We start from the raw sequence: 25,400 nt of genomic DNA on the forward strand, positions 1-25,400 counted from the left end.
TAGTGCGTGCCGACTCCGAGAACGCGGGACGGCCACCCCGGGTGGGGTGGCCGTTGTGGTGTACGGGGGAGGTCCCGGGCGCGGATGCTCAGCTGTCGGTCGGGGCGGTGACGGTCACCGGGCCCTCGAAGTCGGTGAAGGTGATCGTGTTCAGGGCCTTCATGCCCTGGATCGTGGTCCGCTGCTCGAAGCGGAGGGTGCGCCCCTGGCTGTCGATCCACTGGTCGCAGACGAAGGAGTCCGCCTTGCCCTTCATGGAGCGGTAGGTGCGCGGGTCGATGACCGCGAGCTGCTCCAGGGTGACGCGCCCGGACAGATGGTAGGCGGGGGTGCCCGCGACCTGCTCCATGCCCTTGCGGGCCGAGGGACCGGCCTTCAGAAGCAGGTCCGCGTAGCTCGCGTAGTCCGCCTGCTGTCCGGCATCGGTACGCGGGACCTTCTCCCAGGGGCTGCCCGGCTTCGTCAGGTCCCGGATGTAGGAGACGTCCTCCAGGATGACCGACTCGGTGTGGACGCGCTCCTGGACCGGCGCTGCGTCGGCCGTACGGAGTTCGATCCGGCCGGTGAAGGGCCCGACCAGGTTGACCCTGCCCTTCACCGTGGCACCGGGGATGTCGGCGACCACGGTGGTCGTGTTCATGGCCGCGGAGTACGGGGCCCGCTTGGTGGCCACGGCCTTCTCGGGATCGAAGGATCCCGGCGCGGTACTCGCATCGGTGGCGCTCGCGGTTGCCGGTGCGGTGGCGGGCGGGACGGTCGTGGGCACCGCGCTGGCGGAGGAGACCGAACTCGGCGGGCCCGCGGCGGCGGTGCCGTCGTCGTTGCAGGCGCTCAGAGCGGCCAGGGCGAGTGCTGCCGCAGCGGCGGTGAGCACGGTGGTACGGCGCATGGAAACGGGGTCCCCCACGAATTCGAATGAATGTGCTGAGCTTTTCACACGGCCCGATCGCCTCCGAATCCAGGGCCGCACCGGCCGGTGGGTCCCGTTGTCCGCCGCGCCGGCAGTGTGGCGGTCGAGGGTGGGTGAGGTTGCGGACGGCCTGGTGGTCGTCGTCGGTGAGGACGTGGAGGCCGGCGCCGTCGAGGGCGTGCGGAAGGGCTGGGCGGCGCGGTCACGGCGAGGCCGGCGGGTGATGTCGGCGTTCCGGTGGGTCTGGTGGGGGGCTTCGGCGGTACGGTCGGCGGTGTTGCTGTCTGCGGGAACGCCCTCGTGCCGGCGCGCGCGGGTGCGCCGGCACGAGGGCGGGGCGAGTGGTGGCGGGGTTCAGGGGGTGTGGGCCTCGTAGGTCAGGGTCCACTGCTGGTTGGCCTGGAGGCTGGGGCAGTCCCAGATCTTGAGGCGGGTGCCCTGTTCGGCGGTCCCGCCCGGGATCTCGAGGCACCGGCCGGCGGGGCTGGTGGCCGCATCGACGGTGGCGGGGAGGTAGATGCGTCCGTCGGGGCGTACGGCCCACTTCTGGCCGGTGTTGCCGACGCAGCGGGACAGGACGACGGGGGTGCCGTTGGCGAGGGCGTTGTCCTTGGTGGAGACGCACCAGCTGCCGGCGCGGACGGTGCCGTCAATGGCGAAGTTGAAGCGCTGGTTGATGGTCTGCCAGCAGGCGTAGACGGAGAGTTCGGCTCCTTCGTAGGGGCCGCCGGTGTTGTCGGCGCAGAGCCAGTTGGCCTGGTTGGAGTGGAGGGTGACGCTGGAGTCGGAGTATCCGGCGAAGGTGGGGGCCGCGAAGGTCGTGACCTTGCCCTTGGCCTGCGGGGTGCTGAGGCCGGTGAAGATCGCGACGGCTCGGGTGTTGTCGGAGACCCAGAGGTCGGCGGCGCCGTCGTTGTTGAGGTCGCCCGCGCCGATGCGGGGGAAGTCGGCGGCCGTCACCGGTTGGCCGGTGGTGAGCTTGACGCCCTGGTCGGGCCTGGTGAGGGCGGTGTAGTCGACGCTCCCGTCGCTCTTCCACCCGAGCGGGTAGGCGTAGAGGTCGCCGGTGGTGCGGTTGCGGGCCCAGAGGGTGGTCTGGTTGGTGGTGTCCTCGGTGCCGGGGATGGTGGTGGCGCCGTTGGCGGCGCCGGGGTTGATGAGTTCGAGGTCGGCCCAGCTTCCCGAGGCGGTGGGGATGAGGGTGGCGGTGTCGAGTCCGTCGACCTGGCCGTTGGGCTGGAACAGGTAGAGGCTGTTGTTCTCCAGGGTGAGGATGGTGGTCTGGGCCATGATGACCTTGCGGGTCTCGTTGCCCGGCTCCTGCGGGTCTGTACGGTGACCGGCTCTGTCCCGTAATCGGTGGTAACCAAGCGTGATGGGCGTCGTTGGCAGGTCATGCAAGATGTCAACGTGCTTGTGGGTACGGTGTTTTCGGGGCTGTCACCGCTGGTGATCGAGGATGTGGTGGACGAGGGCCAGGTGATCCGGGTGGTGGCCCGAACTCCTGGCGGTCCGGTGCCGTGTCCGGTGTGCGGGGCGCCGACGGACCGGGTACACGGCTTCCACCGGCGGATGGTGGCGGACGTGCCGGCGGACGGTCGACGGGTGCTCGTGGCGGTTCGGGTCCGTCGCCTTACCTGCCCGGTGCTGGGTTGCAGACGGCAGACGTTTCGAGAGCAGGCGCCCAGTCTGCTGGAACGCTATCAGCGCCGAACGAACCGTCTCGCGGACCAACTCGGCGCGTTGGTCAAGGAGTTAGCGGGCCGGGCGGCCTCCCGCCTGCTGCGCGCGCTCGCGGCGCCGGCCTCCCGCTCCACGGCCTTGCGGGCACTGTTGCGCGTGCCGCTGCCCGCACTGCGAGTGCCGCGGGTCCTGGGCGTGGACGACTTCGCCCTGCGCCGCCGCTGCCGGTACGCGACCGTGCTGATCGACGCCGAGACCGGTGAGCGGATCGACGTGTTGCCCGGGCGCGGTGCAGACGCCCTGGAGACGTGGCTGCGCGAGCACCCGGGCGTCGAGATCGTGTGCCGCGACGGCTCCGGGGCCTATGGCGAGGCCGTCCGTCGTGCTCTGCCCGAGGCGGTGCAGGTCGGCGACCGGTGGCACATCTGGCACAACCTCTGCGAGACCGTCCTGAAGGAGGTCCGCGCGCACTCCGCCTGCTGGGCGACCGTGAATCCGCCCCGCCCGGAGGGGATACGCGCGGCCACCACCCGCGAGCGCTGGCAGCAGATCCACGACCTGCTCGGCAAGGGCGTGGGCCTGCTCGAGTGCGCACGCCGCCTGAACCTGGCCCTGAACACCGTCAAGCGATACGCGCGAACTCCCGAGCCCGCGGGTCTGCGCCGGGCGCCGCAGTACCGGCCCACGCTCGTCGACCCCTACCGCGACCACCTGCGCGCCCGCAGGGCCGAGGACCCTGCGATCCCGGTCCTCCAGTTGTTCCGGGAGATCAAGGAGCTGGGCTACACCGGCAGCCTCAACCTCCTCTACCGCTACATCACCCAAGGTCGGGCCGAAGGCGACCAGGCCATCATCGCCCCGCGACGCCTCGCCCGCCTCATGCTCAGCCGGCCCGACCGGCTACGGGACAAGGACACCGAGCTGCTGCAAACCCTCACCGCCGCCGGCCAGGAGATGACCGAACTCGCAGGGCTCGTTCGCTCGTTCGCCGAGCTCCTCACTCCAGCTCCCGGCAACAACGCCCGCCTCACCGAATGGATCACCACCGCCCACAACGCCGACCTTCCCCACCTGCACTCCTTCATCCGCGGCCTCGAACTCGACCGCGCCGCCGTCGACGCCGGCCTCACCCTCCCGTTCCACAACGGCCGCACCGAAGGCGTAAACACCCACACCAAGAGGATCATGCGGCAGATGCACGGCCGCGCCGGCTTCACCCTCCTCCGACACCGCATTCTCGTCACCTGAATCACACTCTGTTACCACCGATTACGGGACAGGGCCGTTCAATGGACAGACCCCGCTTACGATCGCCTGATCTGGAGCAACCCGGGGTTCAAGAAGGAACGCATCGACCGCGAGCGCGAGAAGAGGCTCTACCCGAAGAAGACGCCCAACCCCAATTGCAGCGACCTCTGCCGGACCCTCGACGCCTCCAGCGACGACGACCCACGCATGAAGCGACTGCAGAATGATCTCCAGGACGGAGCCAACTACAAGCACACCGATCTGGAAATCAAGACGTCCAATCAGAGGCCATATCAGTTCGACGTTCGCTCGACCTACAAAGCGATCTGGGAAACATGCATACGTAAGCTTCAGCCTCTGCTACCAGATTTGCCTCAATCTAGGCATCCAGGGCGGAACGGTAAACCTTTACCTCACCGGGGCAGCCACCTTCGACACGATCTCTCCGGCCAAGCCTCTGATTCCGGGCCCATTGGGCAACTTCGCGGGAGTATCCGTCGGCTGGAACACCGCAACGCCGAGCGACGGAGCGGTAACAGTGGGCGGAACGACGGTAGCAAGCGGGCCTTACGGAGGCACCTACTCGTACCAGCGCAACGGCGATGGGAAGTCCTTTCACCAGTTCGGCTGGGCAGGGGGGAAAGGGGTTGCAATACAAGGCTTCCCGCTGGCCGGAGTCGCCTGGGACATGAGGAGCAACAAGTTCAACCTTACCGCCGGGGGTAATCCCTGGCCGGAGGAAAAGAAAGACGGCCAACCTTAACGAACTGCCAAGTTCGGGCCGACCCTCTGACGAGTAGAATCCTGAAAAGGCATACAGCGACCGCTGGCGCGGCCATCATCTCGATGGCCGCGCCAGCGGCCTCGCAGGCAAGGAGTTGACGCTTACTCTCTTGCCACCGAGTGCATCCCTTAGTATAAATAGACATCTGGCCAGGCTTGCAATCTGCGCCTGAATAGACGATCGATCTGCCCCGCGACACCCGCGTTCCGGGGCGGCAGGGAAGGCATCAGTGGTACTTCTCTTCATCATCCCGATGCTCATAGGGCTCGCGGTAGTGACCGACTTTCGAGGGATCGGATCACACTTCGCCGGAAACCTTCCAAGGGGTAAGAGCGGGAAACTTCCGGGTATCATCTACGTTGTTGGAGGGGGTTTCATCGCACTCTCCAGCCTTGTCATCGTAACCACCCTGGTGAGGTTTATTGTGAGCCTGTGGTGACGGCAGCAGCCATTCCATGCCCGTCCCGGTCTCAAATCAGCTGCACTTAGCTACAGAGTCCAGGGCGGGCACAGCCATATGCAGCAGGCACGCAGGAACTCCGTGGTCGGACTGGAGGCTGCGGTCTTGCACCGCAGCCAGCCGGCTTGCCTGCGAGGTGTGCAACTCGGTGACTGTGGTGCAGCTACCGCCCTCGGTGGCCGCACCACAGCACTCAAGGGCTACCACAATTAGATCAAGCGCTGTCCCTGCTCAAAGCGTCGGCCATCGCCGCGACCAGGACGTCCGTGTTCAGGTCAGAGCCACAGCTACGGGATCTCCCACGGGCTGGGCGCTGAGGGCGGTTCGGAGCGGGAATATCGTCATAGCTGAGTCGAATTCAAACGCCACAGGGGGCAAGGTGCGTCAGTGGATCTGGTGGGCAGTGGCAGGCTTGTGCGCAGTGGTTACGGTCGTGCTGGCTGCGATAGCTGTCGTGCGCGACTTGGACCTGAAAGGCACGGCGATGATCGTGAGTCTCGCCCTCTCTTCGGTGTCGGGAACGGCGCGGGCTGTAAAGACGGCCAGGTCTGCCGCGGCTTCACCGGCTGACAAGTCGTAGCCAACCGGTTTCGCGTCGCTTCGCCGTCCGGTCCGGCTCGACAGCCGCTGCCTGGTCCGCGCGCGAACCCGCTGAGGCCCAGGCCAAGGCGCGGCGGCGGCTGCTCCATCGCCCGGGTACGCGTACCGCACCCGGGCGACGGGCCGGGGCAGCCATCCCCGGCGGGACGACATCGATCTTGGCTTCGGCAAGCGCGGCCGCCGTGCCGTCCCATAGCGCCTGGCCAGCGTCGGATGGAGCGGTGGAACCGTCGGGAAGCGCGCCCCGCCGGGGCCGGCGGCCTCTCTGCACGGAACGGGGCCGCGCCGGCGAAGACTACGGGCCTGGCCGAACAGCCGCGGCACCGGGCCGCCGACGCGGGAGAGGCGGCGGCCGCGTGGGTGCGCGAGCTGGCCAGCCGCCAGGGCGAGGAGGGCCACGGCCGGCTGTTGGAGCGGGTGGCCGAGGCGATCGTCCAGGCGAGCAGCCGCGAGATCATCCCGGGCAGCGACGGCCTGCTGACCGAGGAACTGCGCTACACCCTCGCGACAGATGTCGTGCTCGGCGCCTCGCACACCGTCGGCACGCTGCCCGAGCTCCACCCCGGCGAGCGGATGCCGCTGATCGCCGTCTGTGCGCTCGCCGCCGCCTTCCCCTCCTGTGTACTCGGCGACCTCGCCCGCGAGCTCGAGGTGCTGGCCGCCGAGCTTGAGACCGCCACCGACGCCGGCCGGGCCGCCACCGAGCTGCCGACCGGACGAGCAGGACCGCCCGGCGGGGACTCGCCCCCGGTGCCGGGCGGGTGCTGTCCACCACCACCGTCCGCCCGCCCCGCACCCCGCTCCCGTGGTCACCCGCCGCTCTCGACACCGGGCTGCACGCCGCCCTGGCCGCCTACGAGGAGACGGCCGCTGCGTGGCGCGAGGCCTTCGAGGACCTGGACGAGGACGTCCTGGCGGAGGCCGCCGCCGAGGCACGGGCTTTCGGCGGCGATCCGGCGGTCGCCGTCGACGAGCTGGTGCCCGGCCTGCTCGGACAGCTGGCCGACTGGCAGCACGCGATCGGCGAACTCGGCCGCGACCTCACCGCAGCCGCGCAGGATCAGCCGCTGCCCGGGTGGGCGACCGACGTCGGCCGCACCGAGGACATCCGCTGGCGCCAGGCCCGCACCGCCCTGCCCGAGGCCGTCGCCCGCCACCACCACGGCGCCTTCCCGGCCGGAGCGCCGGACGACCGGCCGTGGTGATCACCACCGGTCCGCGCACGGGAGAATGGGCCAGGTGACCAGCACCCAGCCGCGCGGCATAGGCTCCCTGATCCCCATCCGCACCCCGGCGACGCCCGGCGAGAAGGCGGCCGCCCAGCTCGCGCATCTGCGGTCGGCGACCGTGCCGGTGCCGGTCCTCGCCGCAGCCGCCGCGCTGATCGCCGGGCAGCTGGAGGACCCGGACCCGGCCACCCGCGACGCCGCCGGCGCGGTCCACGCGCACCTGCTCGCCGCTATCGAGGACGCCGCACCCGGCCGATAGCCAGCTGACCCGTCTTGCTGAGCTTCGAACAGGCTCAACGGAGTTTGACCATGGCTCCAACAGCAGGGGCCGAGACGCGGAACGGGGTCAGACAGGACACGTCCGTGACCTGGTCCACGCCAGCCAGATTCTCGGTGACCCATCGCCGCAGGTCGGAGGGGATTGGGGTGCTCTGCGTCATGTGAGGTGCTCTCCGATTCGCATGGGTGCAGCGGTGGCCCGACGAGCGGGCGCCTCGCTGTGCGGCGGGTTGCGGCGATGCACCGACGGTACCCACCGCCCGGGGCGGATGTGGACGATCGGCCGGTGCCGGATGCGGGCACACCCGTCGGATCTGCCGTGTTGCTGAGGTGTGCCTCCCGCTCCTGGCGCCGGTGCGCCCGGTCTGCGCGGGGGCCGGGCTGGTCAGAAGTAGTCGGCCAGCCAGGGTTCTCGCTCCGCCGTGACTCAAAGGAGGTGGGCCACGGTGTCCGGATCCGTGTTCACGCCGGCCAGCGTGGCCGCGGCGGTGCTGCGGTAGCCCCGGCGTACCAGGCCGCGAACTGTCCGCGGGTCAGCGTGAGGCGGGGCGTGCGGCTGCCGCGTGCCAGCTCGCCGTGGCCGCCGACGATGCGCAGCGTGTACGGCTCGGTGGCGGTGCCGTCCTCGGTGACGACCTCGAGCGGCAGGTCGAGGTGGAGGTCAGCGGGCCAGCCCCGCGGACGCCGACCTCGCACCGACCGGTGTGGCGGACCAGGACGGCGAGGGCGCGCGGCAGCGGTCGGGGGCCGGCCGTGCTCGGGGGTCCACGGCCGGCCCGCCGCCACTCACAGCATCACCGCTCGCACTGCCCGCCCGCGCGCCGGGATGCGCCGTGCGGGCAGGGGGCACCCGGCCGGCGGGCCAGGGCGCCCGGCACCGCGTGACCGGCCGCCGGGCGTCACCTGGCGGCAGTCGTGTCAGCCGTGGACGGTACGGTGTGGCCGCTCCACACTGTTGCGATCAGGAGGGCCTCCCGGTGTCCAGTCAGCGCCCCTCCGCGGAGGAGATCCTCGCGGGGATGCCGGCGCTCGGCCCCTACGGGCGAGAGGCCGTCCTGTTGCATCCCGAACGCGGAAACCCGCAGCCAGGCGACAGTTCGATCGGCGGCCCGTTGCTGTGGCCGGCCGACGAGCCGTGGCCGACCTGTTCAGCGCCGGACGACGAGGAGCCCACAGGTCTGCCGCCCTCGGCCATGGTGCCCGTCGCGCAGATCCACGCCGCCGACGCCCCAGGACCGTGGTGGCCGGACGGCTGCGACCTCCTTCAGGTCCTCTGGTGCCCGAACGAGCACTGGGACGCCCCCGCCCGGCAGGCCGACGTGAGCCCCGTGGTCGAGCTGCGCTGGCGGCGCGCCTCCGACGTGAGCGCCGTCCTCCACCAGCCCCCGCCCCCTCTCCGGCACTACGACTACGGCTACCTGCCCAACCCCTGCGTACTCACGACCGAGCGGATCATCGACTTCCCCTACCGCGACGAGCTGCCTGAGGACCTGCGCCCCGACCTCCGGCGGCTCGTGCAGGAGACCAGCCCCGGCGGCGGGGACTCGATCACCCGGGTCGCCGGATGGAAGATCGGCGGCTGGCCGACCTGGCACCTCAACCAGCCATCGGCCTACGCCTGTGACGCATGCGGCGCGCGGATGACCCTGCTGTTCACCATCGCCAGCGATGACCTCGTCACCCGTGTCGTGGTCGGACGTTCGGGCGAGCTGAGGATCTTCACCTGCCCGAACGATCACCGACACCCGTTCCAGATCGACCTGCACTGACCACGCCGCACGACTCGGCTGAGATGATCAACAAACTCCATCCTCGCTTGCGGTAGGCCAGCCTCTGCACGGCCGGTCGGGCAGGCTCGAGGAGGGGCGGCGTCGCCGGGGGTGGAGAGCGCAAGTGCAGGTCGGACGATGTTTGCCGGGAGGGGTCGACAGGTGGGTGCGGTGGAGCCTGAGGGCGCCGTGCAGGGGCCGGCGCGGGTGGAGTGGGAGCTGGAACCCCTGAAGGGCATCGGCCCGTTGTGGTTCGGCATCCGGGACGCCGAGGTCGCCGCAGCCCTGCCGGGCATGACGGAGCTGCGCCGCTTCCAGGGCGACTCGGAGAGCCTGGGCGTGGAATTCGGCCCGGCACCCGGAGAGCCTGCCGTCGTCGCCTACTTCTACAAGGACCGGCTGTACTGCGTGGCGGCCGACGCGGCCCACGGTCCCCAGGTGACGCTCTGGGGCCGGGAGCTGACCGCCTGCATCCCGGCCGACCTGGAGCGCTTCCTCCTGCACGCCCACGGCTGCGGGGTGACCAGTGTGTCCTACGGCCCGCGGGGAAACCCGGGGGCCAACGGGCTCGGCCTGGTCCTGCGGGTCCAGGAGATCGCGGGCCGCGTGGTGACCCGGCCGGTCATGATCGCCCGGGCCTTCGCCGACCGGTGCACCGACGACTGGGAGGGCGCGATCCCGCAGTGCGAGTGGGAAGGCCGCCAGTGGGCCCACTCCGGGCATTCCGAGCACTGGTGCCCGCCAGGCTGCCCCCCGAACTACTTCGGCCTGCCTCGCCTGTGGCCCACCGCCGACGAAGCCCGGCCCGCAAGCGGGTGAAGACCAGGGCCGGGCCGCACCCGCACCGGCTCCTCCGCTCGCGGGTCCGGCCGTCGTCGGCCGGTACGACTACTTCCCCGCACCGGGTGAATCCGGCCCCGTTCGTGGCCGTCCCACCCTTGCCGCCCGCCATGATCGCCCGGAACGATCACCGAGCAGAAGGCGGACGGCATGGCCATTCGGCAAGTGGGGGCGGTGGGGGCAGCAGCGCTGCTCCTGGCAGTGGTGGGGGCGGTGCCCGCGACCGCCGGGGCGCAGGAAACGGCCCGTTCCGGGCGGGTGGCGACTGCTGGGCCGACCGGATTCGCACCCGCCGCCGTCCACACCCGTGACGGGGCACCGCTCCTGCTGCCCGAGGCCGTCGCGCGCCTGCCCCTGGCCGTCGAGCAGCGCGAGGGCTACCGGCGCGAGCTGTACCGGCACTGGAACCGCGGGCCTCAACCCGACCGACGGCTGCAGTACCCGGGCCGAGGTCATCCTCTCTGAGACCGTCGTCGCCCCGAGCGTCGAAGCGGGCTGCAAGCTGACCGGCGGTGGGTGGTACTCGTACTACGACGGCGTGACCGTCACCGACGCCGGCGGCCTCGACCTGGACCACCTCGTTCCGCTCGCCGCCAGTCGGGGCCTCAGCGTGGTCCGCGGGGGAGCGCGAGGCTTATGCGAACGACCTCGGCGACGCCCGCGCCCTGGTGGCGGTGTCAGCGCGCAGCAACTGGGCGAAGGCGGACAAGGACATCTTGGAGTGGCTGCCGCCGCTGGAATCCTACCGCTGCACGTACCTGACGAACTGGACTGCGGTGAAGACTTGCTGGGGCCTGACCATCGACGGTAGGGAGCGGCAGGCGATGGGGCAGCTGGCGGTGGCTTTATACGTGAGTCGTGAGAGCACCTGTTGCTGAGCGGCGAGAGCGCCCCGTACCGCGGGAGAGTGATGTCGCCGAGTTTCGAGAACGCCCAGGTGCTTGCTTCGGGACCATGGTTGTGCTCTGCACGACGAGGGGGCCCAGGTGCTGCCGAAGTCCAAGGTCGATCTGTACGCGGCGATCCGCCGTGACTCGCGCACCGGACTGTCGAACCGCGCTCTCATGCGGAAGTACGGTGTCGGCTTCCTGACTGTGAAGAAGGCCCTGGAGTCAGCGTGGCCCGAGCCCCGCAAGAAGCCGACGCCCAGGACGACGCGGCTCGATCCGTTCAAGCCGCTGATCGACCAGATGCTTCGGGCGGATCTGGATGCGCCGCGCAAGCAGCGCCACACCGTGAAGCGGATCTTCGACCGGCTGGTGGACGAGCACGGTGCCGACGAGGTCTCGTACCAGATGGTCCGCGGCTACGTGGCCGAGCGCCGCGGGGAGATCCGGCGGCAGGCGGGCCGGGGGGTGGTGGACGCGTTCGTCCCGCAGACTCACATGCCAGGCGCCGAGGCGGAGGTCGACTTCGGGACGTGACGGTGCGTCTGGCGGGCGAGTTGGTGACCTGCTACCTGTTCGCGTTCCGGCTGTTTTACTCCGGCAAGGCAGTGCACCGGATCTTCGCCTCGTGCGGGCAAGAGGCGTTCTTCGACCAACGCCCCCAACCCGCCCCGGCTACACGACCTCCGCCACACCTTCGCCGTCCGCACCCTGCTGGCCTGGTATCGCGACGGCGCCGACGTCCAGGCGAGGATCCCCTCCCTTTCCACCTACCTCGGACACCGGGAACCGCCCTCGACCTACTGGTACATGTCAGCGGCCCCGGAACTGCTGGCCCTGGCAGCGGACCGCCGCGAAGGCATCGGAAAGGCGGCACGGCCATGACCTCGATCGCCCCGACCCTCCAGTCGTTCTTCACCGACCGGCTGGTCCGCCAGCGCCAGGCGAGCCCGCGCACCGTCGCCGCCTACCGCGACGCGCTCCGCCTCCTCCTCGGATTCGTCCACCAACGCACGGGCACCGCACCGGAGAGACTGGACTGGAGCGATCTGGACGCCGACACCGTCTCCGCCTTCCTCAACTACCTGGAGGACGAACGCGGCAACAGCGCCCGCACCCGCAACGTCCGGCTGACCGCGATCCGCTCCCTCTTCTCCTACGCCGCCCTGCAGCACCCCGAACACGCCCTCCTGATCCAGCGCGTCCTGGACATCCCGCCCAAACGCTACGACAAGCGGAACGTCACCTTCCTGACGGCAGCAGAAGTCGACGCCCTGCTCGCAGCACCGAACCCGCGGCGCTGGGAGGGACGACGGGACAAGGCGATGCTGGCCCTGGCCGTCCAGACCGGCTTGCGCGTCTCCGAACTCACCAGCCTGGACTGCGACGACGTCACGCTCGGCGAGGGCGCGTCCGTCCGCTGCGAGGGCAAGGGCCGCAAGCACCGCGCCGTCCCCCTGGACCGCAGCGTTCAGGACCTGCTGCGGGCCTGGCTCGGTGAACGCTCTGGCAAGCGCGGAGAACCGCTGTTCTGCACCCGGACCGGACGGCGCCTCACCCGCGACGCCGTCGCCCAGCGCCTGGCCATCCATGTCCAGGCTGCCGCCGAAGCCTGCCCGACCCTCCTCGACAAGCGCGTCCACCCTCACGTCCTACGCCACAGTTGCGCGATGTCCCTGCTCCAGGCCGGTGTCGACACCACAGTGATCGCGCTCTGGCTCGGCCACGCCGGCGTCCGCTCCACCGACGCCTACGTCCACGCCGACATGACCATCAAGGAGCAGGCGCTGGCCCTCACTGCCCCGGTCAGCGCGAAGCCGGGCCGCTACCGCCCCGGCGACAAGATCCTCGCGTTCCTCGACCGCCTGTGACTATGCCGAAGAGCCTTCTCAGCGCGCCATCGCCAGATCCAGCTGGCGGGCCTGCTCTCGAACCCGAACCGCCCAACCGGCGCCGGCACCAGCCGTTGTTGCCGGAGCCACCTGGACGTCGTGCAGGTCAGCCTGGGCAGGACCAGGCTGGCCTGGCCAGCGCACCTCGGCACCCGCCCGTTCAGCCAACACCAGCATCGTCGCGATGAATCCGTCAGACAGCGCCTCCAGGACGGCATGATTCGAGCCGTCCCGCCGGGCCAGCAGGGCACCGACGAACACTGCCAGAGAATCCGGAGCTACTTCGGCCTCATCCTCTTCCATCGGGCCGATCCCCGACGGCAGACCGAGCACCTCTTCAAAGCCCGCCGTCTGACGCAGGAAGAGCGCCGACACACCGTTCGACGGATTCCACAGGGTCACGTCCCCCAGCGAGAAGTACTGGCTCATCAAACGCCTCTCCCCTGGTCCCAGTTGCTGCAACGCGAGCAATCCTAGGACCCAGCCCGGCATCAGATCGGCATAGTCGCGGTCTCGGCATAGGTCGACCTATGCGGATATCGGCATAGATCGACGAGCTGGGCTACATGGAACTCGACCGCAGGGGCGCCGAGTTGCTGTTCCAGGTTTTGACCGAACGGGAGGAGAAGAACAGCGTGGCCATCGGTTCGAACGAGTCGTTCGCCGGCTGGACCAAGACCTTTACCGACCCCCGCCTCTGCGCGGCCATCGTCGATCGCCTCACCTTCAACGGCACCATCATCGAGACCGGCACCGACTCCTACCGACTCGCCAGCACCCGCGCCCGGCAGGAACAGACGGCAAGCTGACCACCGCCCCTGGAGCTCCAGGAATCACCTTCGGGGCCTACCCTCACTCGGCCCCCGCGGAGGAGACCTGCTCCTCCAACAGACGAACCATGCATGCCAACGCAGCTGCCGGGTCAGTGGTCTCCAGCGCCGCATGGTCCGGTCCCCACGGATGCGTCATCACGACAAAACCACTGGTCGACGCGGCGATCGCCGGGAACGGCTCCACGGAGTAGTCACGGAAGTCGCCCGTCGCCGACACATGCAGCTCGTTCATGCTGGTCCACACGAACATCCTCCGCAGCACCGGCTCCTCCGCCGCCAGCTGCAGCACGGCCCACACTCCCGGACTGGCCCAGTCCCCAGGCTGATGCGGCGGTCGCCAAGCCTCCAACGCCCCCTGCCACGTCCTGTCGCACTCGCTGTCCCTGCCTGAGATCGCCATGCCCCGACCATCGAGCCGATCCTTGCCCGCTGTCAACGCCGGGCACTGCGGGAGATCAGCGACATGCGCGAGTGCTCTCGGTTCTCACCGATATTCGACCCGCCATCAACGGCCAACCGCTGCCAGAACTCACCGACAGTCGTTCTTGGTTCTCACCTACGCAGCCATGGCGACCAGCTGCCCCGACGAGACGCTGAGCGTGACCATCGCCCGCTGACCCAGATATCCCTCCGGGGGCTGCGCCGCTGGACTCGGGCGCTGAAGGCGTCGGCTACCAGCAGGTGGCTGACGCCTTCAGCTGAGCCTGCTGGCGGAGGCGGCCGCGGCCATCAGACCGCCGGGGCGTGCCGTCGCACCGCCAGGGCGGCCAGGGCGGTCACCGCGGCCAGGGTTGTCCAGAGGGTCCCGGGGCCGACCGCGAGCAGCCCCGTCAGGACGGCCGGAGCGGCGGCCCGCCCGATGCCGGTGGACAGCTCCCAGCGGGCCAGCGCCCGGCCGAGCCGGTGCGGCGGCGCCGCGGCCACCACCAGCGCCGTACCCGCACCCGCATACAACATCTCCCCGAGGGTGTACGGCACGGCGACTGCCGCCAGCAGCACCGCGCCGGTCGTGCCGCCCAGCGCGGACGCCGCGGCGAACCCCAGGTACGAGACGGCCAGGACGAGGCCCGAACCGGCCAGCACCGAACGGCGCGGACGCCCGGACAACCGCCGCACCAGGGCGACCTGGGCGGTGATCACCAGCAGCGTGTTGCCGACGAACACCGCCGAGGCCCAGGCGGGGGAGGCGTGCAGGTGGGTCACCAGCAAGGCGGGCAGCGCCACCTCCAGGACGTCGAAGCAGAACGCGTACGGCAGGTTGGCGAGGTTCAGCGCCCGCAGCCGCCGGGCGGCACCCGGGTCCTGTGCGGGTGCGGGTGCGGGGTCCTGCGCCGGGGCCGGTACGTCGGGAGCGTCCTTCCGCGGTACGGCCCCGCCGACCGGCCGGCCCTGCCGCGTCCGCAGTGAGTGCACCAGTCCGGCGGCCAGCAGGCAGGCGAGCCCGGTCACCGCGGCCAGCCCGCGCAGCGCCCCCGGGCCCGCGGCGACCGCACCGGTCGCGATCAGGGCCCCCGCCCCCAGGCCCGCGTTGCGCAGCGAACGCCCGGTCGCCAGCGCCGTGTCCCGGTCGCGGCCGTCGGTGAACGCGGCGACCAGGGCGGCGTGGGCCGTCGGCCAGCACTGGGTGCCCAGGCCGAGCAGCACCACGGCCGCCGTGAAGCCGGCCGGGCCGTCCGCGCCGACCAGCACCGCGACCCCGGCCGCCCGTACCAGCAGGGTGGCGACCACCGGTCCGGTCCGGGCGCCACCGTCGATCCAGCGCCCGGTCAGCGGGACGGCGGCCAGCCCGGCCAGCAGGCCCAGCGACAGCGCCAGCCCGGTCCGCCCGGCGCCCAGGCCGAGCACGAACACCCCGTACACCAGCAGGAACGGGCGCAGCAGCCCGGCCCCCAGCGCGTCCACGACCAGCGCCACCGCGTACCGGCCGCTGCCGCCGACCCGCAGCCCGTCGACCCGCAGGCCGCCGAGCCACAGCCGGGCCGGCCGCCGTCCGCGCCGCCCAGTCCGGTCGGCGACCGGTGCGGCAAGGGGGGATGCGGCCCGCGGCGGGACGGGTTCCTTCTCCTCGATCAGATCCATGGCCGCCACGCTGCGCCCGCCCCGACCCCGCGGGCACGTCGGTTGACGGTGATCGTCAACCGACGCGGGCGGCGGCACGGGCCACTGGCAGGATCGGTGGCATGAGCCTCACCGTCGACGTCACCGGACTGCCGCCCGAGCGACTGCTCTTCGCCCCCTCGCCGCTGGCCGAACTGCACGCGATGCTGCACGTGCTCGCCGAACCCGCCCACCACCCGCTGCTGCACGGCTGGGCCGCCGCGACCACCGCCGCCCTGCGGCCCGAACTCGCCGACCGGCTCCTGGAGGCCGACGTCCTCTGGCGGGCCGCCCGGGCCGACTTCCTCCTCCCGGCCCGCCCCGCCGCCACACTCGCCGAGGAACTCGACGCCGTCGACCGGATCGACGACGAGCGCTACGTCCAGGCCGCCCTGGTCACCACCTGCGGCGCGCCCCGGCGCGGACGGCGGGTGCCCTCCCCGCTCACGGACGCCGCCGACCGCGAGCGCGCCCGCGAACTCGCCCTCGCCCGCGGCCCCCGCCAGGCCGCCTTCGCCGAACGGCTGCTGACCGACCCGCCCGCCGTCCGCAGGCTGGTACGGCGCCTGCTGGAGGAGTGCGAGCAGGCGTTCTTCGCGGACGCCTGGCGCCGGGTGCTGCCCGACCTCGCCGCCGACGCCCGCCGGAAGACCGACCTGCTGGAGCGGCGCGGACCGGCGGAGGCCGTGGCGGACGTCTCCGCCTCCGTCACCCTGGACGGCGCCGACCCGGCCCGCCGGCGGATCGTCATCGACAAGCTCGACGACATCGCCACCAGCGCGACCGCCGCCGGCGGCATGACCTTCATCCCGAGCGCGTTCGGCCGCCCGCACCTGGTCGTCGTCCACACCCACGGCTGGCAGCCGGTCGTCCAGTACCCCGTCGCCCACCCCGGAGCCGGCGAACCCGTCTCCCTCGCCCTGGTCCAGCAGCGCCTGGAGGCCCTCGCCCACCCCGTCCGGCTGCGCCTGGCCCGCTCCATCGCCCGCAGCGCCCGGACCACCGTCGAACTCGCCGACTTCTGGCAGCTGACCCCGCCCGAGGTCTCCCGCCACCTCGCCGTCCTCCGCCGGGCCGGCCTCCTCACCACCCGCCGCCGCGGCCGGTACGTCCTCTACCAGCTCGACCTCGGAGCAGGCGCCCGCCTCGGCACCGACCTCCTGGAGGCGGTCCTGCGATAGCCCGAACCGTGACCGGCCGGGCGTTGCCGCGGTGGGCGGGGCGGTGTCGGATCGGCGGTACCGGGGGGCGGGGCAACGGGCCCGGCGGGCCGCGACGGAACGGAGGAGACCGATGCAGAACGTGCGACTGCGCGGAGCGGTGGCGGTGGCCCTCGGCCTCGCCGCCGCGGGCCTTGCCGGAGGCGTCGGCACGGCGGGCTGGAACGGGGACTACGGCGACGCGAACTCGCCCTGACTTCGGCTGCCGTCGTACTCGGTGAAGTCCAGGGCCACGTAGTCGTGGCCCGTCTTCTCATTGAAGGCCTTGACCTCGTCGTCCACGCTCTCGGCCCCGGCGAGCACCACCTCAGCGATCCGCTCGATCTCGCGCTGAGCTCGTCCAGCCGCTGCCAGCTCACCGACGGGGGCAGTAGTTCCGCTCTCAGGGCCCCGAATCATGCCGTCGGCCCCCGACACGGCCTTCACGGTGCTCTCGGTTCTCGCCCACATCTCCCGGCATCTCGATCATGAACCGCTGCCAGAACTCACCGATACTCGCTCTCCGTTTTCGGTTCTGGCACAGATCTTGGGGAGCGGTCGCGGAGGGTGACAGGTTCGTTCGATTGCAGGGAGGGCCACGGCCCTGGAGACCGTCAGCGTTCACGCATTCTGGTCCACCACCAGCGCGTCGTCGCCCACTCGCTGTAGTTGGGCTCCGGCAAGGTGCGGCGCTCGAATTCCTCATCGATACGCGTGATCAATCGGCCCAAGTCCCGTTTGGCTCCGGGCGGAAGGTACAGCATCGCCCACTCCAGGTCATCACGGGCATCTCCCACCCCCGGCGAATCAAACGCGGAGGCGTCCAGGTAGCGTCCGGGCTGCTTAAGAGCCCACTCGAAACGCGAGATTGCCTTGGCGACCGCGTTGGGCCACATCTCCTGGTCTTCGACCCGGCGGATCGCTGCACGAGTCCGCGCGGAGACACCAGGGACCCTCAGGACCGGATACTGCCATCGTGGCCGCCACCGCTCTGCACGGACGGCCTTGGGACGCCTACGCGGCATCGCCCTTTCGGATCAACATGAGGTCATCCTGCCACGGCTGGGTACCTGCATGCACTGGCTATATGCCGGCCGCGGCTGGGGTTCCTACTATCCGGTTCTCGCGCGGCTCTTGGGGAACATCGCGAAGTGTTACTGGAGAAGGATCATCTTGCGGAGCAGTTCGAAGCCGGCGCGGCCGTAGAGCTGCCGCTTGATCTTCTTAAAAGTTACGTGGAATCTGTCCGGGGTGATCATGTCTCCTCGGTGCAACCACGGACTTGGGAGACGGCTTGAGCGGCACGATGGTGCTGAAGGAGAAGTGGCCGGTGCTGGGCCGGCATGAGCAGGCGGCGATGTGGCTGCAGATCTGGACTGATCTCGGTCGGGCGCCGAGGACGATCGACGCCTACGCCCGCGGATTGGCCGAGTACCTGGGGATGTGTGAGCGGGAGGACGTCGATCCGGTCACCGCGAATCGCGCCTACATTGCCGCCTATGTACGGGAGTTGACGTCACGGCCGCACCGTCGGGGCACGAATGTGGTGGCGATCGACTCGGGGTCGGGGCTGGCGAACGCCACGATCCAGCAGCGCCTGGTGCCGGTCCGCCTGTTCTACGACTTCCTCATGGAGGAGGGTCTGCGCGAGTCGAACCCGGTGGGCCGCGGCCGGTACACCCCGGGGCGCCAGAGGGGCGGGCAGCAGCGCGGGCTGGTGCCGCGACTGACGAAGCTGCCGTGGATCCCCAGCGAACAGCAGTGGCTGGGGATCCTGCAGGTCGCGCGGGAGGAGCCGGTCCGCAACCGGGTGATGCTGGCTCTGGCCTACGATGCCGCGCTGCGGCGGGAGGAGTTGTGCTCGCTGCGGACCGACGACCTCGATCCGGCCCACCGGACGCTGCGGGTGCGGGCGGAGACGACGAAGAACCGGCTGGAGCGGGTGGTGCCGTACTCGGCGTCGACCGGCGTGCTGATGTCGGCCTACCTCAGCCACCGGGCCACGATCAGCCGGGCCAGGGGCCATTGTTCCTGTCGGAGTCCCGGCGCAACCACGGGCAGCCGCTGACCCTGTGGACCTGGTCGAAGGTGGTCCGCCGGATCGCCCTGGCAGCCGGTGTCCCGCGATTCTCGACCCACACCACCCGACACCTGTGCCTGACCGATCTGGCCCGGATGGGCTGGGAGTTGCACGCGATCGCGACCTTCGCCGGCCACCGCAACACCGATTCCACGCTCCAGTACATCCACCTGTCCGGCCGGGACCTGGCCGACAAACTGGCCCGCGGCATGGAGCACATCCACGCCTGGCGAATACAGATGCTCACCTCCGCGGACGGCACGACGGCTGGGGTGTCACGATGACCGCACCCCTGCCGGCTACCGCCGAGAACGGGGCCGGACGCTGGTCCTGGCCGATCTCCCCGCCCCGCGACGACGCCGCGGTGGCAGTGCGACCTGCCGAGGCCAGAGCCGTGGCCGACCTGGGCGTGCGCACCCTGCGGCGGCTGCAGTACCACGACCCGTCCGCGCCGGGCTGGCGCGTGATCGCGCGGCTGCTGGGTCCGTTGGAGGCAGTCAACGCCGCTCTGGACTCCCCACCCACCCCACACCGACGACGGGCCATGCTCGACGTGGTCGCAGTGCTGCTGACGCGGTGCGCGGAGACCGGCCGAACCTTCTGGGGCTGGACCGAGGAGGAATGGCTCCACCTGCTCGGCCGCACTCAGGCCGAGTTCCGTCGACATGCGCCCGCCTGGGCAGGCGACGAGGTCCGCCCCTATCTCGCGGCCCACGCCTACCTCGTCGGATCCTTCAACGAGTTCCACCGGCTCGGCAGCTTCCAGCGGCTCACCCTGGCCTGGCGGATCTTCGGACGCGACCGCGTCAACGGCGAGATCGCACGACTTCGCGCGGTTCTGGTCGCCTGGGGCTACCGGCTCGGCCGGGACGAGGACACTGTGCTGCCGATGGTGGCCTGCCAGCTGTTCCTGCTCAACCGCAGCCCGCATCTTGAGGATCTGGACACCGCACTGTTCGACCGGGTCCGCCACGACGGGCTGCTGGAAGGCAGCCGGCTGAACACTCTCCATGCGATGCAGCGGGCGGTCGCCGGGCTCGGCTTCTGTGATCCTCCACGTCCCGGCACCGGCCGCCACTCGGCCCGGGCCAGTGGCGGCGCGCCGATCTGGGAACAGTGGGCCGACCGCTGGCACGCCACCTCGACGCTGACCCCGCGCGTTCGCGGCGGCGTCCGCTCGAACCTGCTCAAGGTCGGCCGGTGGATCGCCGCCGAACAGCCCGACGCCGCCGATCCGGCCGACTGGACCCGGCAGACCTGTGCTTCGTGGATCGCCGCGCTGGACCGGATGAAGGTCGGCGACTACGTCCAGCGCACGACCGGGCTGGGCGACCGTCTCGGCAAACCGCTGGAAGCGCCCAGCAAGGCCGGGCAGATCACCGCGCTGCGGACGTTCTTCCGTGACTGCCAGGAATGGGAGTGGCTGCCCCGCCGCTTCGACCCCGTTCGCGCGTTGGCCGTCCCCCGCAGCATCACCGCGCTCCTGGGACCCGACCCCAGGGTGATCGCCGACGAGGTCTGGGCGAAACTGTTGTGGGCGGGCCTGAACCTGGAACCCGCCGACCTCCCCCAGACCCGCTCCGGGCACTTCTACCCCTTCGAACTGGTCCGAGCGGTCACGCTGACCTGGCTGTTCTCCGGACAACGCAGCAACGAGATCGCCCGGCTGAAGGTGGGCTGCATCCGCTGGCAGCACGACGGGACACCGATCGCCGGCGACTCACAGCAGGTTCTGGCCCGCGACGCGGTCTGCCTGCTCGACGTCCCCACCCACAAGACCGGCACCGCCTTCACCAAGCCGGTCGACCCGATCCTCGGCCAGGCCGTCGACGCCTGGCAGGCCGCCCGCCCGGACCAGCCGAAGTTCACCGACCGTCGCACTGGTGAGTTGGTCGATCCGCTGTTCGCGGTCCGGGCCCGCCGCGTCTCCACGAGCTACATCAACAGCACCGTCATCCCGATGCTCTGCCGCAAGGCCGGAGTCCCGGCCGCCGACGTCCGCGGCAACATCACCAGCCACCGCGCCCGGTCCACCATCGCCAGCCAGCTCTACAACGCCAAGGAACCGATGACCCTGTTCGAGCTGCAGGCCTGGCTGGGCCACCGTTCGCCGCAATCCACCCAGTACTACGCCAAGATCACACCCAACACCCTGTCCAAGGCCTACTCCGAAGCCGGCTACTTCGAACGCAACGTGCGCACCATCGAGGTCCTGGTCGACCGCGACGCGGTCGCCTCCGGCGCCGCCGCGGCCGGTGAACCCTGGCAGCACTACGACCTCGGACACGGCTACTGCAGCTACACCTTCTTCGAGCAGTGCCAGCACCGCATGGCTTGCGCGCGCTGCGACTTCTACAGCCCCAAGGAATCCACGCGATCCCAACTCCTGGAAGCCAAAAGCAACTTGCAGAAGATGGCCGTCTCCATCCCGCTGACCGACGACGAGCAGGTGGCCGTCGAGGACGGCCAGGCAGCCGTGGACCGACTACTCGACCGCCTGACCGACACACCCACGCCAGCCGGCCCGACACCACGGGAACTGGACATCCCAGCGACTGCCCGACTTCTGCCGATCGTCGACGTCCGACAGGGCGGGACAGGCTCCGCACCGGGCTGATATCGGAGTGCGCACGGGCCCGGGAGAGTGTCACAGTCACTGCCGTGACCTTGATGAACATGCTCGTCGACTTCGCCCGAACCGGCCGGATCGGGCCCCTGAACTGCGGAATGCCCCTGGCCGAGGCAGAGGACCTCCTTGGCCCGGGGCGCCCGCACCCCGCCCACATCATGAAGGGGCCCGACATCGACGGCTACCCCTACTCCTGGAACGGGCTGCAGCTGGTGGTCACTCAGCGCGCCGTCAGCGGAATCTGGATCAACCTCTGGCCTGGTTCGACCGCCAAACTCCCGCCGCTCGTCCTGCCTGATTCCGAGTCATTCGAGGCCACCGTGCTCCGCGAGGAACTGATCACGGCCCTCGACACGGCGGGCTGCCACCACGAGGTCAACCCTGTCCTGACCTTCGACGAGCAGTCGAGCATCCTCACCCAGCCCGCCGAGGTCTGCGCTGTCTTCAGCCTGCCCGGCCGGGACAACCACGTCCCGCACCGCGATCGGCACTACCTCGACGTGATGCACAAGCACACGGCTTGACATCGCTGATTCCACAGAATGATGCGGTTGACGGCGCCCTCGATGCTGCCGGAGCTCCAGTCGAGAGTGAGCCCTGCTGTCACGGCGTCGAGGTCTCGGAGCAGGTGGAGTGCGAAGCCGGTGAGGCCCGGTAGCTGGCTGGCGTCGACTGCGTCGATCCAGGTGGGGAGTGTGGAGCCGAGGCGGTCGGTGAGGATCTCACCGAAGTCGCGGACGTGTCCGGCGGCCTTGTCCAGTTCGGGGCAGTGGGCCAGGACCTCCTTCAGACCGGCCCGGTCCACCTCGTTCAGGGTCGAGGGGTGTCGGGTGAGCCAGCCGGTCACCTGCCGCACCGTCGGCGGTCGCGGCGGCGCACCGGCCGGAGCCCCGCGGAGGGTGGCGATGTGGGAGCGGACCATCTGGTAGGTGACGGGCGTGTTGTCGGCAACGAGTTCACTGTGGAGGTGGGTGACGCTGGTGCATCCCGCGGCGAAGCGTCGCTCCAGGTAGGGCTTGTAGGGGTCCAGTCTGCTGGGCCGGGGGCGGTTCTCGCGGATGGTGTCCTGCCAGCGTGCGGCGTTCGCGTACCGGAGGACGGTGTTGAGGCCCCAGCCCAAGTGTCGGGCGATCGCCCGGCGTGAGTGGCCTTGGGCCAGGAGCTCGTGAACCTGGGCGTGTGCCGCCTTCTTTCTCTCGGCACGTCGGCCGACGGGCTCCAAGTCGTCCTGCGGTCGACCGGAAACAAGTCCGGTGGCCTCCGGCAGCATGCTGCTGGGCGATGGGTTGCGCAGGCAGTCGCGGTGGGCGGCGACGCAGGTCTCCACGGCCCGGCCGAGGCTCTGCCACAGATGGAACCGGTCAGCGACCTGCAGAGCGTCAGGGGCACCGCGCCGTGCGCCTTCGGCGTAGGCGCCCGCCCGGTCCCGGCAGATGATCTCCACGCCGGGGTGACGGACCAGCCACGCAGCCAGCGGCCCGGCCTCACGTGTCGGGAGCACATCGACCACGCGATGGTCTTCGACGCTGGTCAAGACGGTGGAGTAGGTCTGGCCGCGACGGATCGCGAAATCGTCCACGCCCAGCACACGCGGCGTGCTGAACGCGGGATCGGGCAATGCCATGACCCTGCGCAACAAGGTCATCCTTCCCGCGCCGAAGCCCAGCTGGGCTGCCAGCCGGGCGCCGGCCCGACCGGCGAGCGCGAGCCCCACGCGCTCCAGGGCATGGTTGAGCCGGGTGGTGAACCGTGCGTACGGGGCCGCCAGCCGCGAGAACCGCTCAGCAAACGTCCGACGCGGACAGTCCGCCGCCCCACAGATGAAACGCCGGACCACCAACCGGATCACGAAGCCCTGTTCAGCGAGCGGAAGATCCTTCAATCTGCGGCGATATCGGTCGTGCACCCGGTCCGAGAAGCGGCCACAGTCCGGACACTCCGCCCCGGCACGTCGGCCCCGCGCCACCACCTCGACCGTACCGAACAAGGCGGTCACCGCCTCGACGTCCAAGTCGTCGATCCCGTCGAACACGAGCGAGTCCCAGAACGATGCGTTGGTCTGCATGACCAGCACGATCACCGCCATCGGCCGACTACGGCAGATACCACCAAGGAGGTGATGGAGCGTCACTTCCGGCTGCCGGGCAGCCAGGCGTACGCGGTCTCACGCGACCCAGCCCCTCACAATCGAACACCAAGGTGACGCTCCGCGACCGCTCCCCAAGATCTGTGCCAGAACCCCGTTTTCAGGTTCTGGTCCAACTTCTGGATGCTGTTGGTGATCTTCACCGGTCAGGGTGAGATTGCCGCGATCGGCCGTCGTTGAGCACGCCTGTCTGCTGTTCTGGCCTGGAGATTCGGGCTGTTCAGTGGGGGTGGGCTGCGGTGGCGATGGGGTACTGGTCCGGGCGGGAGATCCCGGCGTTGACCGTGCGGATGGCCCGGGCGAGCAATCCGCGGGGCACGGCGGCGATGTGGGTGCGGGATCACCTGGAGGGTCTATTCACGGACAGCGACTTCGAGGAGTGGTATCCCGCTGACGGGCGTCGTGGTCTGTCACCGGCTCGTCTGGCACTCGTGTCGGTGCTGCAGTACGCGGAGAATCTCACCGACCGGCAAGCCGCCGAGGCCGTCCGGTGCCGTTTGGACTGGAAATTACTGTCTGGGGCTGGAGTTGGACGATCCGGGCTTCGACTTCTCGGTGCTGAGCGAGTTCCGTGACCGGATGGCCGAGGGCGATCGGGCGGACCGGCTTCTGGCGGTGATGGTCGAGCGCCTGGCGGAGGCCGGGCTGGTCAAACGGCGCCGGCGGCAGCGGACCGACTCCACGCACGTCCTGGCGGCAGTGCGGCGCCTGGACCGGATCGAGCTCGTTGGGGAAACCCTGCGGGCGGCCCTGGCGGAGCTGGCCGTCTCCGACGAGGAATGGGTATCCGCCCTGGTCACAGGCGAGTGGGCCCGACGATACGGCCGGCCGGTGCGCTATGACCGGCTGCCCAGGGAGACCAAGGAGCGCGAGCAGTACGCGCTCAGGGCCGGCGAGGACGGCATGCGGCTGGTCCAGGCCCTCCTCGCTCCCCACACCCCAGCCAGGCTTCGGTGGCTGCCACAGGTGGAGGTGCTGCGACAGGTCTGGGTCCAGCAGTACTGGTTCGACGAGCACGACGCTCTGCGATGGCGCGGGCCGAAGCAGACCCGCGACCGGCAGAGCCGACGCCACACCGCCCGCCGGACGACTTCTTCGGGGGCGGCCGCCGAGGGCAGACCCGATCCGGCGACGGCACGTGTCCCCTGGTCGTCGGTGGAGATCGTCTCTCCTCACGATCCTCAGGCGCGCTTCAGTCACAAGCCCGGCAAGGCCGAGTGGGTTGGCTACAAAGACCACCAGACCGAGACCTGCGACGACGGCCTGCCCAACGTGATCGTCCACGTCGCCACCACACCGGCGCCCGAACAGGACATCGACGCCTTGGAGAGGATCCATTCCGACCTCGCGACGCGCGACTATCAGGCGCTCCCCCTGCGGTCGTCACTCTCGTGGCGATCGGCGGCCGTGCCGAGGAGCGCAGCGTGCGCGCGCCCGGCGATCTCGTCGGGCTCACCGGCTGCGTCGACGGTGACGAGAAGGCCCTGCTCGACGTAGTACCGGACAACGGGCTTCGTCATCGCGTCGTACCGGGTGAAGCGACCACGAACGCCCTCGTCTGTGTCGTCCTCGTGCGGATAGAGGTCACCGCCGCAAACAGGGCAGCCGCCGTCGGCGGTGGTGTCGACGGCCGGCTCGTAGCGGTGGCCCGGATCGCTACGGCACAGGCGTCGGGCCGTCCAGTGGCGGACGCGGCGCTCGACCTCCTCCTCGGGAAGGCGCAGATGCACCACAGCGTGGAGGGGGGTGCCGAGATCGAGGAGTAGGTGGTCCAAGGCCTGGGCCTGGGCGGTGTTGAGCGGGTGTCCTTTGAGGACGAAGGCGCGGCGGTCCGC

Annotated in this window: 25 protein-coding genes and 3 pseudogenes; 18 read left to right on the top strand and 10 right to left on the bottom strand. The window is 70.2% G+C overall.

Annotation, left to right across the window (positions count from 1 at the left end; all coding sequences use genetic code 11):
- Window positions 1–88 precede the first annotated feature (88 nt).
- Together ACWEQL_RS28465 and ACWEQL_RS28470 are read right to left on the bottom strand one after the other, a co-directional pair.
- Complete coding sequence (locus ACWEQL_RS28465; RefSeq protein ID WP_452153192.1) at window positions 89–889, bottom strand: hypothetical protein; 801 nt, start codon at window positions 887–889, stop codon at window positions 89–91.
- 375 nt (window positions 890–1,264) lie between these two features.
- Window positions 1,265–2,200, bottom strand: coding sequence for a ricin-type beta-trefoil lectin domain protein (locus ACWEQL_RS28470; RefSeq protein WP_452153193.1), 936 nt, complete (start codon window positions 2,198–2,200; stop codon window positions 1,265–1,267).
- Between the two features lie 105 nt (window positions 2,201–2,305).
- Between ACWEQL_RS28470 and ACWEQL_RS28475 the strand changes: the two genes are divergently transcribed.
- From ACWEQL_RS28475 to ACWEQL_RS28485, 3 genes are all read left to right on the top strand, one after another.
- Window positions 2,306–3,841 carry an ISL3 family transposase gene (locus ACWEQL_RS28475; RefSeq protein ID WP_452153194.1) on the top strand — a complete coding sequence of 512 codons (1,536 nt, stop codon included), beginning with the start codon at window positions 2,306–2,308 and terminating at the stop codon, window positions 3,839–3,841.
- Between the two features lie 2,605 nt (window positions 3,842–6,446).
- Complete coding sequence (locus tag ACWEQL_RS28480; protein WP_452153195.1) at window positions 6,447–6,890, top strand: hypothetical protein; 444 nt, start codon at window positions 6,447–6,449, stop codon at window positions 6,888–6,890.
- Window positions 6,891–6,924: 34 nt separating this feature from the next.
- On the top strand, window positions 6,925–7,173 hold the full coding sequence (locus ACWEQL_RS28485; protein ID WP_452153196.1) for a hypothetical protein: 249 nt from the start codon (window positions 6,925–6,927) through the stop codon (window positions 7,171–7,173).
- Window positions 7,174–7,655: 482 nt separating this feature from the next.
- Here the strand turns inward: ACWEQL_RS28485 and ACWEQL_RS28490 are convergent, their stop codons facing one another.
- Entirely contained in the window at window positions 7,656–7,889 is a 234-nt protein-coding gene (locus ACWEQL_RS28490; RefSeq protein WP_452153197.1) for a hypothetical protein, read from the bottom strand.
- A 281-nt stretch (window positions 7,890–8,170) separates the two neighbouring features.
- On the opposite strand from ACWEQL_RS28490, the gene ACWEQL_RS28495 reads away from it, so the two are divergent.
- From ACWEQL_RS28495 to ACWEQL_RS28520, 6 genes and pseudogenes are all read left to right on the top strand, one after another.
- Window positions 8,171–8,962 (top strand): hypothetical protein, encoded by a 792-nt coding sequence (locus tag ACWEQL_RS28495; protein WP_452153198.1) that lies wholly within the window; start codon window positions 8,171–8,173, stop codon window positions 8,960–8,962.
- Between the two features lie 171 nt (window positions 8,963–9,133).
- A complete protein-coding gene (locus ACWEQL_RS28500) occupies window positions 9,134–9,781 on the top strand; it encodes a hypothetical protein (RefSeq protein ID WP_452153199.1) in 648 nt (215 codons plus the stop codon).
- 171 nt (window positions 9,782–9,952) lie between these two features.
- Complete coding sequence (locus ACWEQL_RS28505; protein WP_452153200.1) at window positions 9,953–10,267, top strand: hypothetical protein; 315 nt, start codon at window positions 9,953–9,955, stop codon at window positions 10,265–10,267.
- A 164-nt stretch (window positions 10,268–10,431) separates the two neighbouring features.
- Window positions 10,432–10,680, top strand: a pseudogene (locus ACWEQL_RS28510) (hypothetical protein); the annotation flags it as partial.
- Window positions 10,681–10,788: 108 nt separating this feature from the next.
- Complete coding sequence (locus ACWEQL_RS28515) at window positions 10,789–11,226, top strand: hypothetical protein (RefSeq protein WP_452153201.1); 438 nt, start codon at window positions 10,789–10,791, stop codon at window positions 11,224–11,226.
- 344 nt (window positions 11,227–11,570) lie between these two features.
- A complete protein-coding gene (locus tag ACWEQL_RS28520) occupies window positions 11,571–12,560 on the top strand; it encodes a tyrosine-type recombinase/integrase (RefSeq protein WP_452153202.1) in 990 nt (329 codons plus the stop codon).
- 18 nt (window positions 12,561–12,578) lie between these two features.
- Here the strand turns inward: ACWEQL_RS28520 and ACWEQL_RS28525 are convergent, their stop codons facing one another.
- Complete coding sequence (locus ACWEQL_RS28525; protein WP_452153203.1) at window positions 12,579–13,010, bottom strand: DUF6086 family protein; 432 nt, start codon at window positions 13,008–13,010, stop codon at window positions 12,579–12,581.
- Between the two features lie 119 nt (window positions 13,011–13,129).
- On the opposite strand from ACWEQL_RS28525, the pseudogene ACWEQL_RS28530 reads away from it, so the two are divergent.
- Window positions 13,130–13,390: pseudogene (locus ACWEQL_RS28530) on the top strand (ATP-binding protein); the annotation flags it as partial.
- A 43-nt stretch (window positions 13,391–13,433) separates the two neighbouring features.
- On the opposite strand, the gene ACWEQL_RS28535 reads toward ACWEQL_RS28530, so the two are convergent.
- Window positions 13,434–13,814 carry a DUF6193 family natural product biosynthesis protein gene (locus ACWEQL_RS28535; RefSeq protein ID WP_452153204.1) on the bottom strand — a complete coding sequence of 127 codons (381 nt, stop codon included), beginning with the start codon at window positions 13,812–13,814 and terminating at the stop codon, window positions 13,434–13,436.
- Between the two features lie 329 nt (window positions 13,815–14,143).
- Window positions 14,144–15,493 carry an MFS transporter gene (locus ACWEQL_RS28540; RefSeq protein WP_452153205.1) on the bottom strand — a complete coding sequence of 450 codons (1,350 nt, stop codon included), beginning with the start codon at window positions 15,491–15,493 and terminating at the stop codon, window positions 14,144–14,146.
- Window positions 15,494–15,594: 101 nt separating this feature from the next.
- Here ACWEQL_RS28540 and ACWEQL_RS28545 point away from each other — a divergent pair, with 101 nt between their 5' ends.
- Complete coding sequence (locus ACWEQL_RS28545) at window positions 15,595–16,692, top strand: DUF5937 family protein (RefSeq protein WP_452153206.1); 1,098 nt, start codon at window positions 15,595–15,597, stop codon at window positions 16,690–16,692.
- A gap of 112 nt (window positions 16,693–16,804) precedes the next feature.
- Window positions 16,805–16,927, top strand: coding sequence for a hypothetical protein (locus tag ACWEQL_RS28550; protein WP_452153207.1), 123 nt, complete (start codon window positions 16,805–16,807; stop codon window positions 16,925–16,927).
- Here the strand turns inward: ACWEQL_RS28550 and ACWEQL_RS28555 are convergent.
- Window positions 16,903–17,181, bottom strand: coding sequence for a hypothetical protein (locus ACWEQL_RS28555; protein ID WP_452153208.1), 279 nt, complete (start codon window positions 17,179–17,181; stop codon window positions 16,903–16,905). The two genes, ACWEQL_RS28550 and ACWEQL_RS28555, sit on opposite strands and share 25 nt — an antisense overlap.
- A 143-nt stretch (window positions 17,182–17,324) precedes the next feature.
- The gene (locus ACWEQL_RS28560; RefSeq protein ID WP_452153209.1) at window positions 17,325–17,606 is read right to left on the bottom strand and encodes a hypothetical protein; all 282 of its coding nucleotides are present in this window, start codon (window positions 17,604–17,606) and stop codon (window positions 17,325–17,327) included.
- A 398-nt stretch (window positions 17,607–18,004) separates the two neighbouring features.
- On the opposite strand from ACWEQL_RS28560, the gene ACWEQL_RS28565 reads away from it, so the two are divergent.
- From ACWEQL_RS28565 to ACWEQL_RS28580, 4 genes are read left to right on the top strand one after another with little or no spacing between them, the layout of a single operon-like run.
- Window positions 18,005–18,778 (top strand): tyrosine-type recombinase/integrase, encoded by a 774-nt coding sequence (locus ACWEQL_RS28565; RefSeq protein ID WP_452153210.1) that lies wholly within the window; start codon window positions 18,005–18,007, stop codon window positions 18,776–18,778.
- Window positions 18,736–19,074 (top strand): tyrosine-type recombinase/integrase, encoded by a 339-nt coding sequence (locus tag ACWEQL_RS28570; protein ID WP_452153211.1) that lies wholly within the window; start codon window positions 18,736–18,738, stop codon window positions 19,072–19,074. Before ACWEQL_RS28565 ends, ACWEQL_RS28570 begins: the two co-directional genes overlap by 43 nt.
- Window positions 19,071–21,407, top strand: a complete 2,337-nt coding sequence (locus tag ACWEQL_RS28575) for a tyrosine-type recombinase/integrase (RefSeq protein ID WP_452153212.1) — start codon at window positions 19,071–19,073, stop codon at window positions 21,405–21,407. The genes ACWEQL_RS28570 and ACWEQL_RS28575 overlap by 4 nt, the downstream gene beginning before the upstream one ends.
- A gap of 44 nt (window positions 21,408–21,451) precedes the next feature.
- Complete coding sequence (locus tag ACWEQL_RS28580) at window positions 21,452–21,943, top strand: hypothetical protein (protein ID WP_452153213.1); 492 nt, start codon at window positions 21,452–21,454, stop codon at window positions 21,941–21,943.
- On the opposite strand, the gene ACWEQL_RS28585 is transcribed toward ACWEQL_RS28580, so the two are convergent.
- Window positions 21,910–23,505 carry an ISL3 family transposase gene (locus tag ACWEQL_RS28585; protein ID WP_452153214.1) on the bottom strand — a complete coding sequence of 532 codons (1,596 nt, stop codon included), beginning with the start codon at window positions 23,503–23,505 and terminating at the stop codon, window positions 21,910–21,912. The two genes, ACWEQL_RS28580 and ACWEQL_RS28585, sit on opposite strands and share 34 nt — an antisense overlap.
- 386 nt (window positions 23,506–23,891) lie before the next feature.
- Between ACWEQL_RS28585 and ACWEQL_RS28590 the strand changes: the two genes are divergently transcribed.
- Window positions 23,892–24,140, top strand: a complete 249-nt coding sequence (locus tag ACWEQL_RS28590) for a transposase (RefSeq protein ID WP_452153216.1) — start codon at window positions 23,892–23,894, stop codon at window positions 24,138–24,140.
- On the top strand, window positions 24,094–25,062 hold the full coding sequence (locus ACWEQL_RS28595; protein WP_452153215.1) for a hypothetical protein: 969 nt from the start codon (window positions 24,094–24,096) through the stop codon (window positions 25,060–25,062). The genes ACWEQL_RS28590 and ACWEQL_RS28595 overlap by 47 nt, the downstream gene beginning before the upstream one ends.
- Window positions 25,063–25,106: 44 nt before the next feature.
- On the opposite strand, the pseudogene ACWEQL_RS28600 reads toward ACWEQL_RS28595, so the two are convergent.
- A pseudogene (locus ACWEQL_RS28600) lies at window positions 25,107–25,340 on the bottom strand (adenylate kinase); the annotation flags it as partial.
- Window positions 25,341–25,400: the final 60 nt, after the last annotated feature.

The sequence above is a fragment of the Kitasatospora sp. NPDC004240 genome (genome assembly GCF_053603215.1).

Excerpts from the sequence above, each read along its gene's own strand:
- ACWEQL_RS28465 (WP_452153192.1), bottom strand. The coding sequence starts at position 889 with ATGCGCCGTACCACCGTGCTCACCGCCGCTGCGGCAGCACTCGCCCTG.
- ACWEQL_RS28470 (WP_452153193.1), bottom strand. The coding sequence starts at position 2,200 with ATGGCCCAGACCACCATCCTCACCCTGGAGAACAACAGCCTCTACCTG.
- ACWEQL_RS28475 (WP_452153194.1), top strand. The coding sequence starts at position 2,306 with ATGCAAGATGTCAACGTGCTTGTGGGTACGGTGTTTTCGGGGCTGTCA.
- ACWEQL_RS28505 (WP_452153200.1), top strand. The coding sequence starts at position 9,953 with ATGGCCATTCGGCAAGTGGGGGCGGTGGGGGCAGCAGCGCTGCTCCTG.
- ACWEQL_RS28520 (WP_452153202.1), top strand. The coding sequence starts at position 11,571 with ATGACCTCGATCGCCCCGACCCTCCAGTCGTTCTTCACCGACCGGCTG.
- ACWEQL_RS28525 (WP_452153203.1), bottom strand. The coding sequence starts at position 13,010 with ATGAGCCAGTACTTCTCGCTGGGGGACGTGACCCTGTGGAATCCGTCG.
- ACWEQL_RS28535 (WP_452153204.1), bottom strand. The coding sequence starts at position 13,814 with ATGGCGATCTCAGGCAGGGACAGCGAGTGCGACAGGACGTGGCAGGGG.
- ACWEQL_RS28540 (WP_452153205.1), bottom strand. The coding sequence starts at position 15,493 with ATGGATCTGATCGAGGAGAAGGAACCCGTCCCGCCGCGGGCCGCATCC.
- ACWEQL_RS28545 (WP_452153206.1), top strand. The coding sequence starts at position 15,595 with ATGAGCCTCACCGTCGACGTCACCGGACTGCCGCCCGAGCGACTGCTC.
- ACWEQL_RS28550 (WP_452153207.1), top strand. The coding sequence starts at position 16,805 with ATGCAGAACGTGCGACTGCGCGGAGCGGTGGCGGTGGCCCTCGGCCTC.
- ACWEQL_RS28555 (WP_452153208.1), bottom strand. The coding sequence starts at position 17,181 with ATGTGGGCGAGAACCGAGAGCACCGTGAAGGCCGTGTCGGGGGCCGAC.
- ACWEQL_RS28560 (WP_452153209.1), bottom strand. The coding sequence starts at position 17,606 with ATGTGGCCCAACGCGGTCGCCAAGGCAATCTCGCGTTTCGAGTGGGCT.
- ACWEQL_RS28575 (WP_452153212.1), top strand. The coding sequence starts at position 19,071 with ATGACCGCACCCCTGCCGGCTACCGCCGAGAACGGGGCCGGACGCTGG.
- ACWEQL_RS28585 (WP_452153214.1), bottom strand. The coding sequence starts at position 23,505 with ATGGCGGTGATCGTGCTGGTCATGCAGACCAACGCATCGTTCTGGGAC.
- ACWEQL_RS28590 (WP_452153216.1), top strand. The coding sequence starts at position 23,892 with ATGTGGGTGCGGGATCACCTGGAGGGTCTATTCACGGACAGCGACTTC.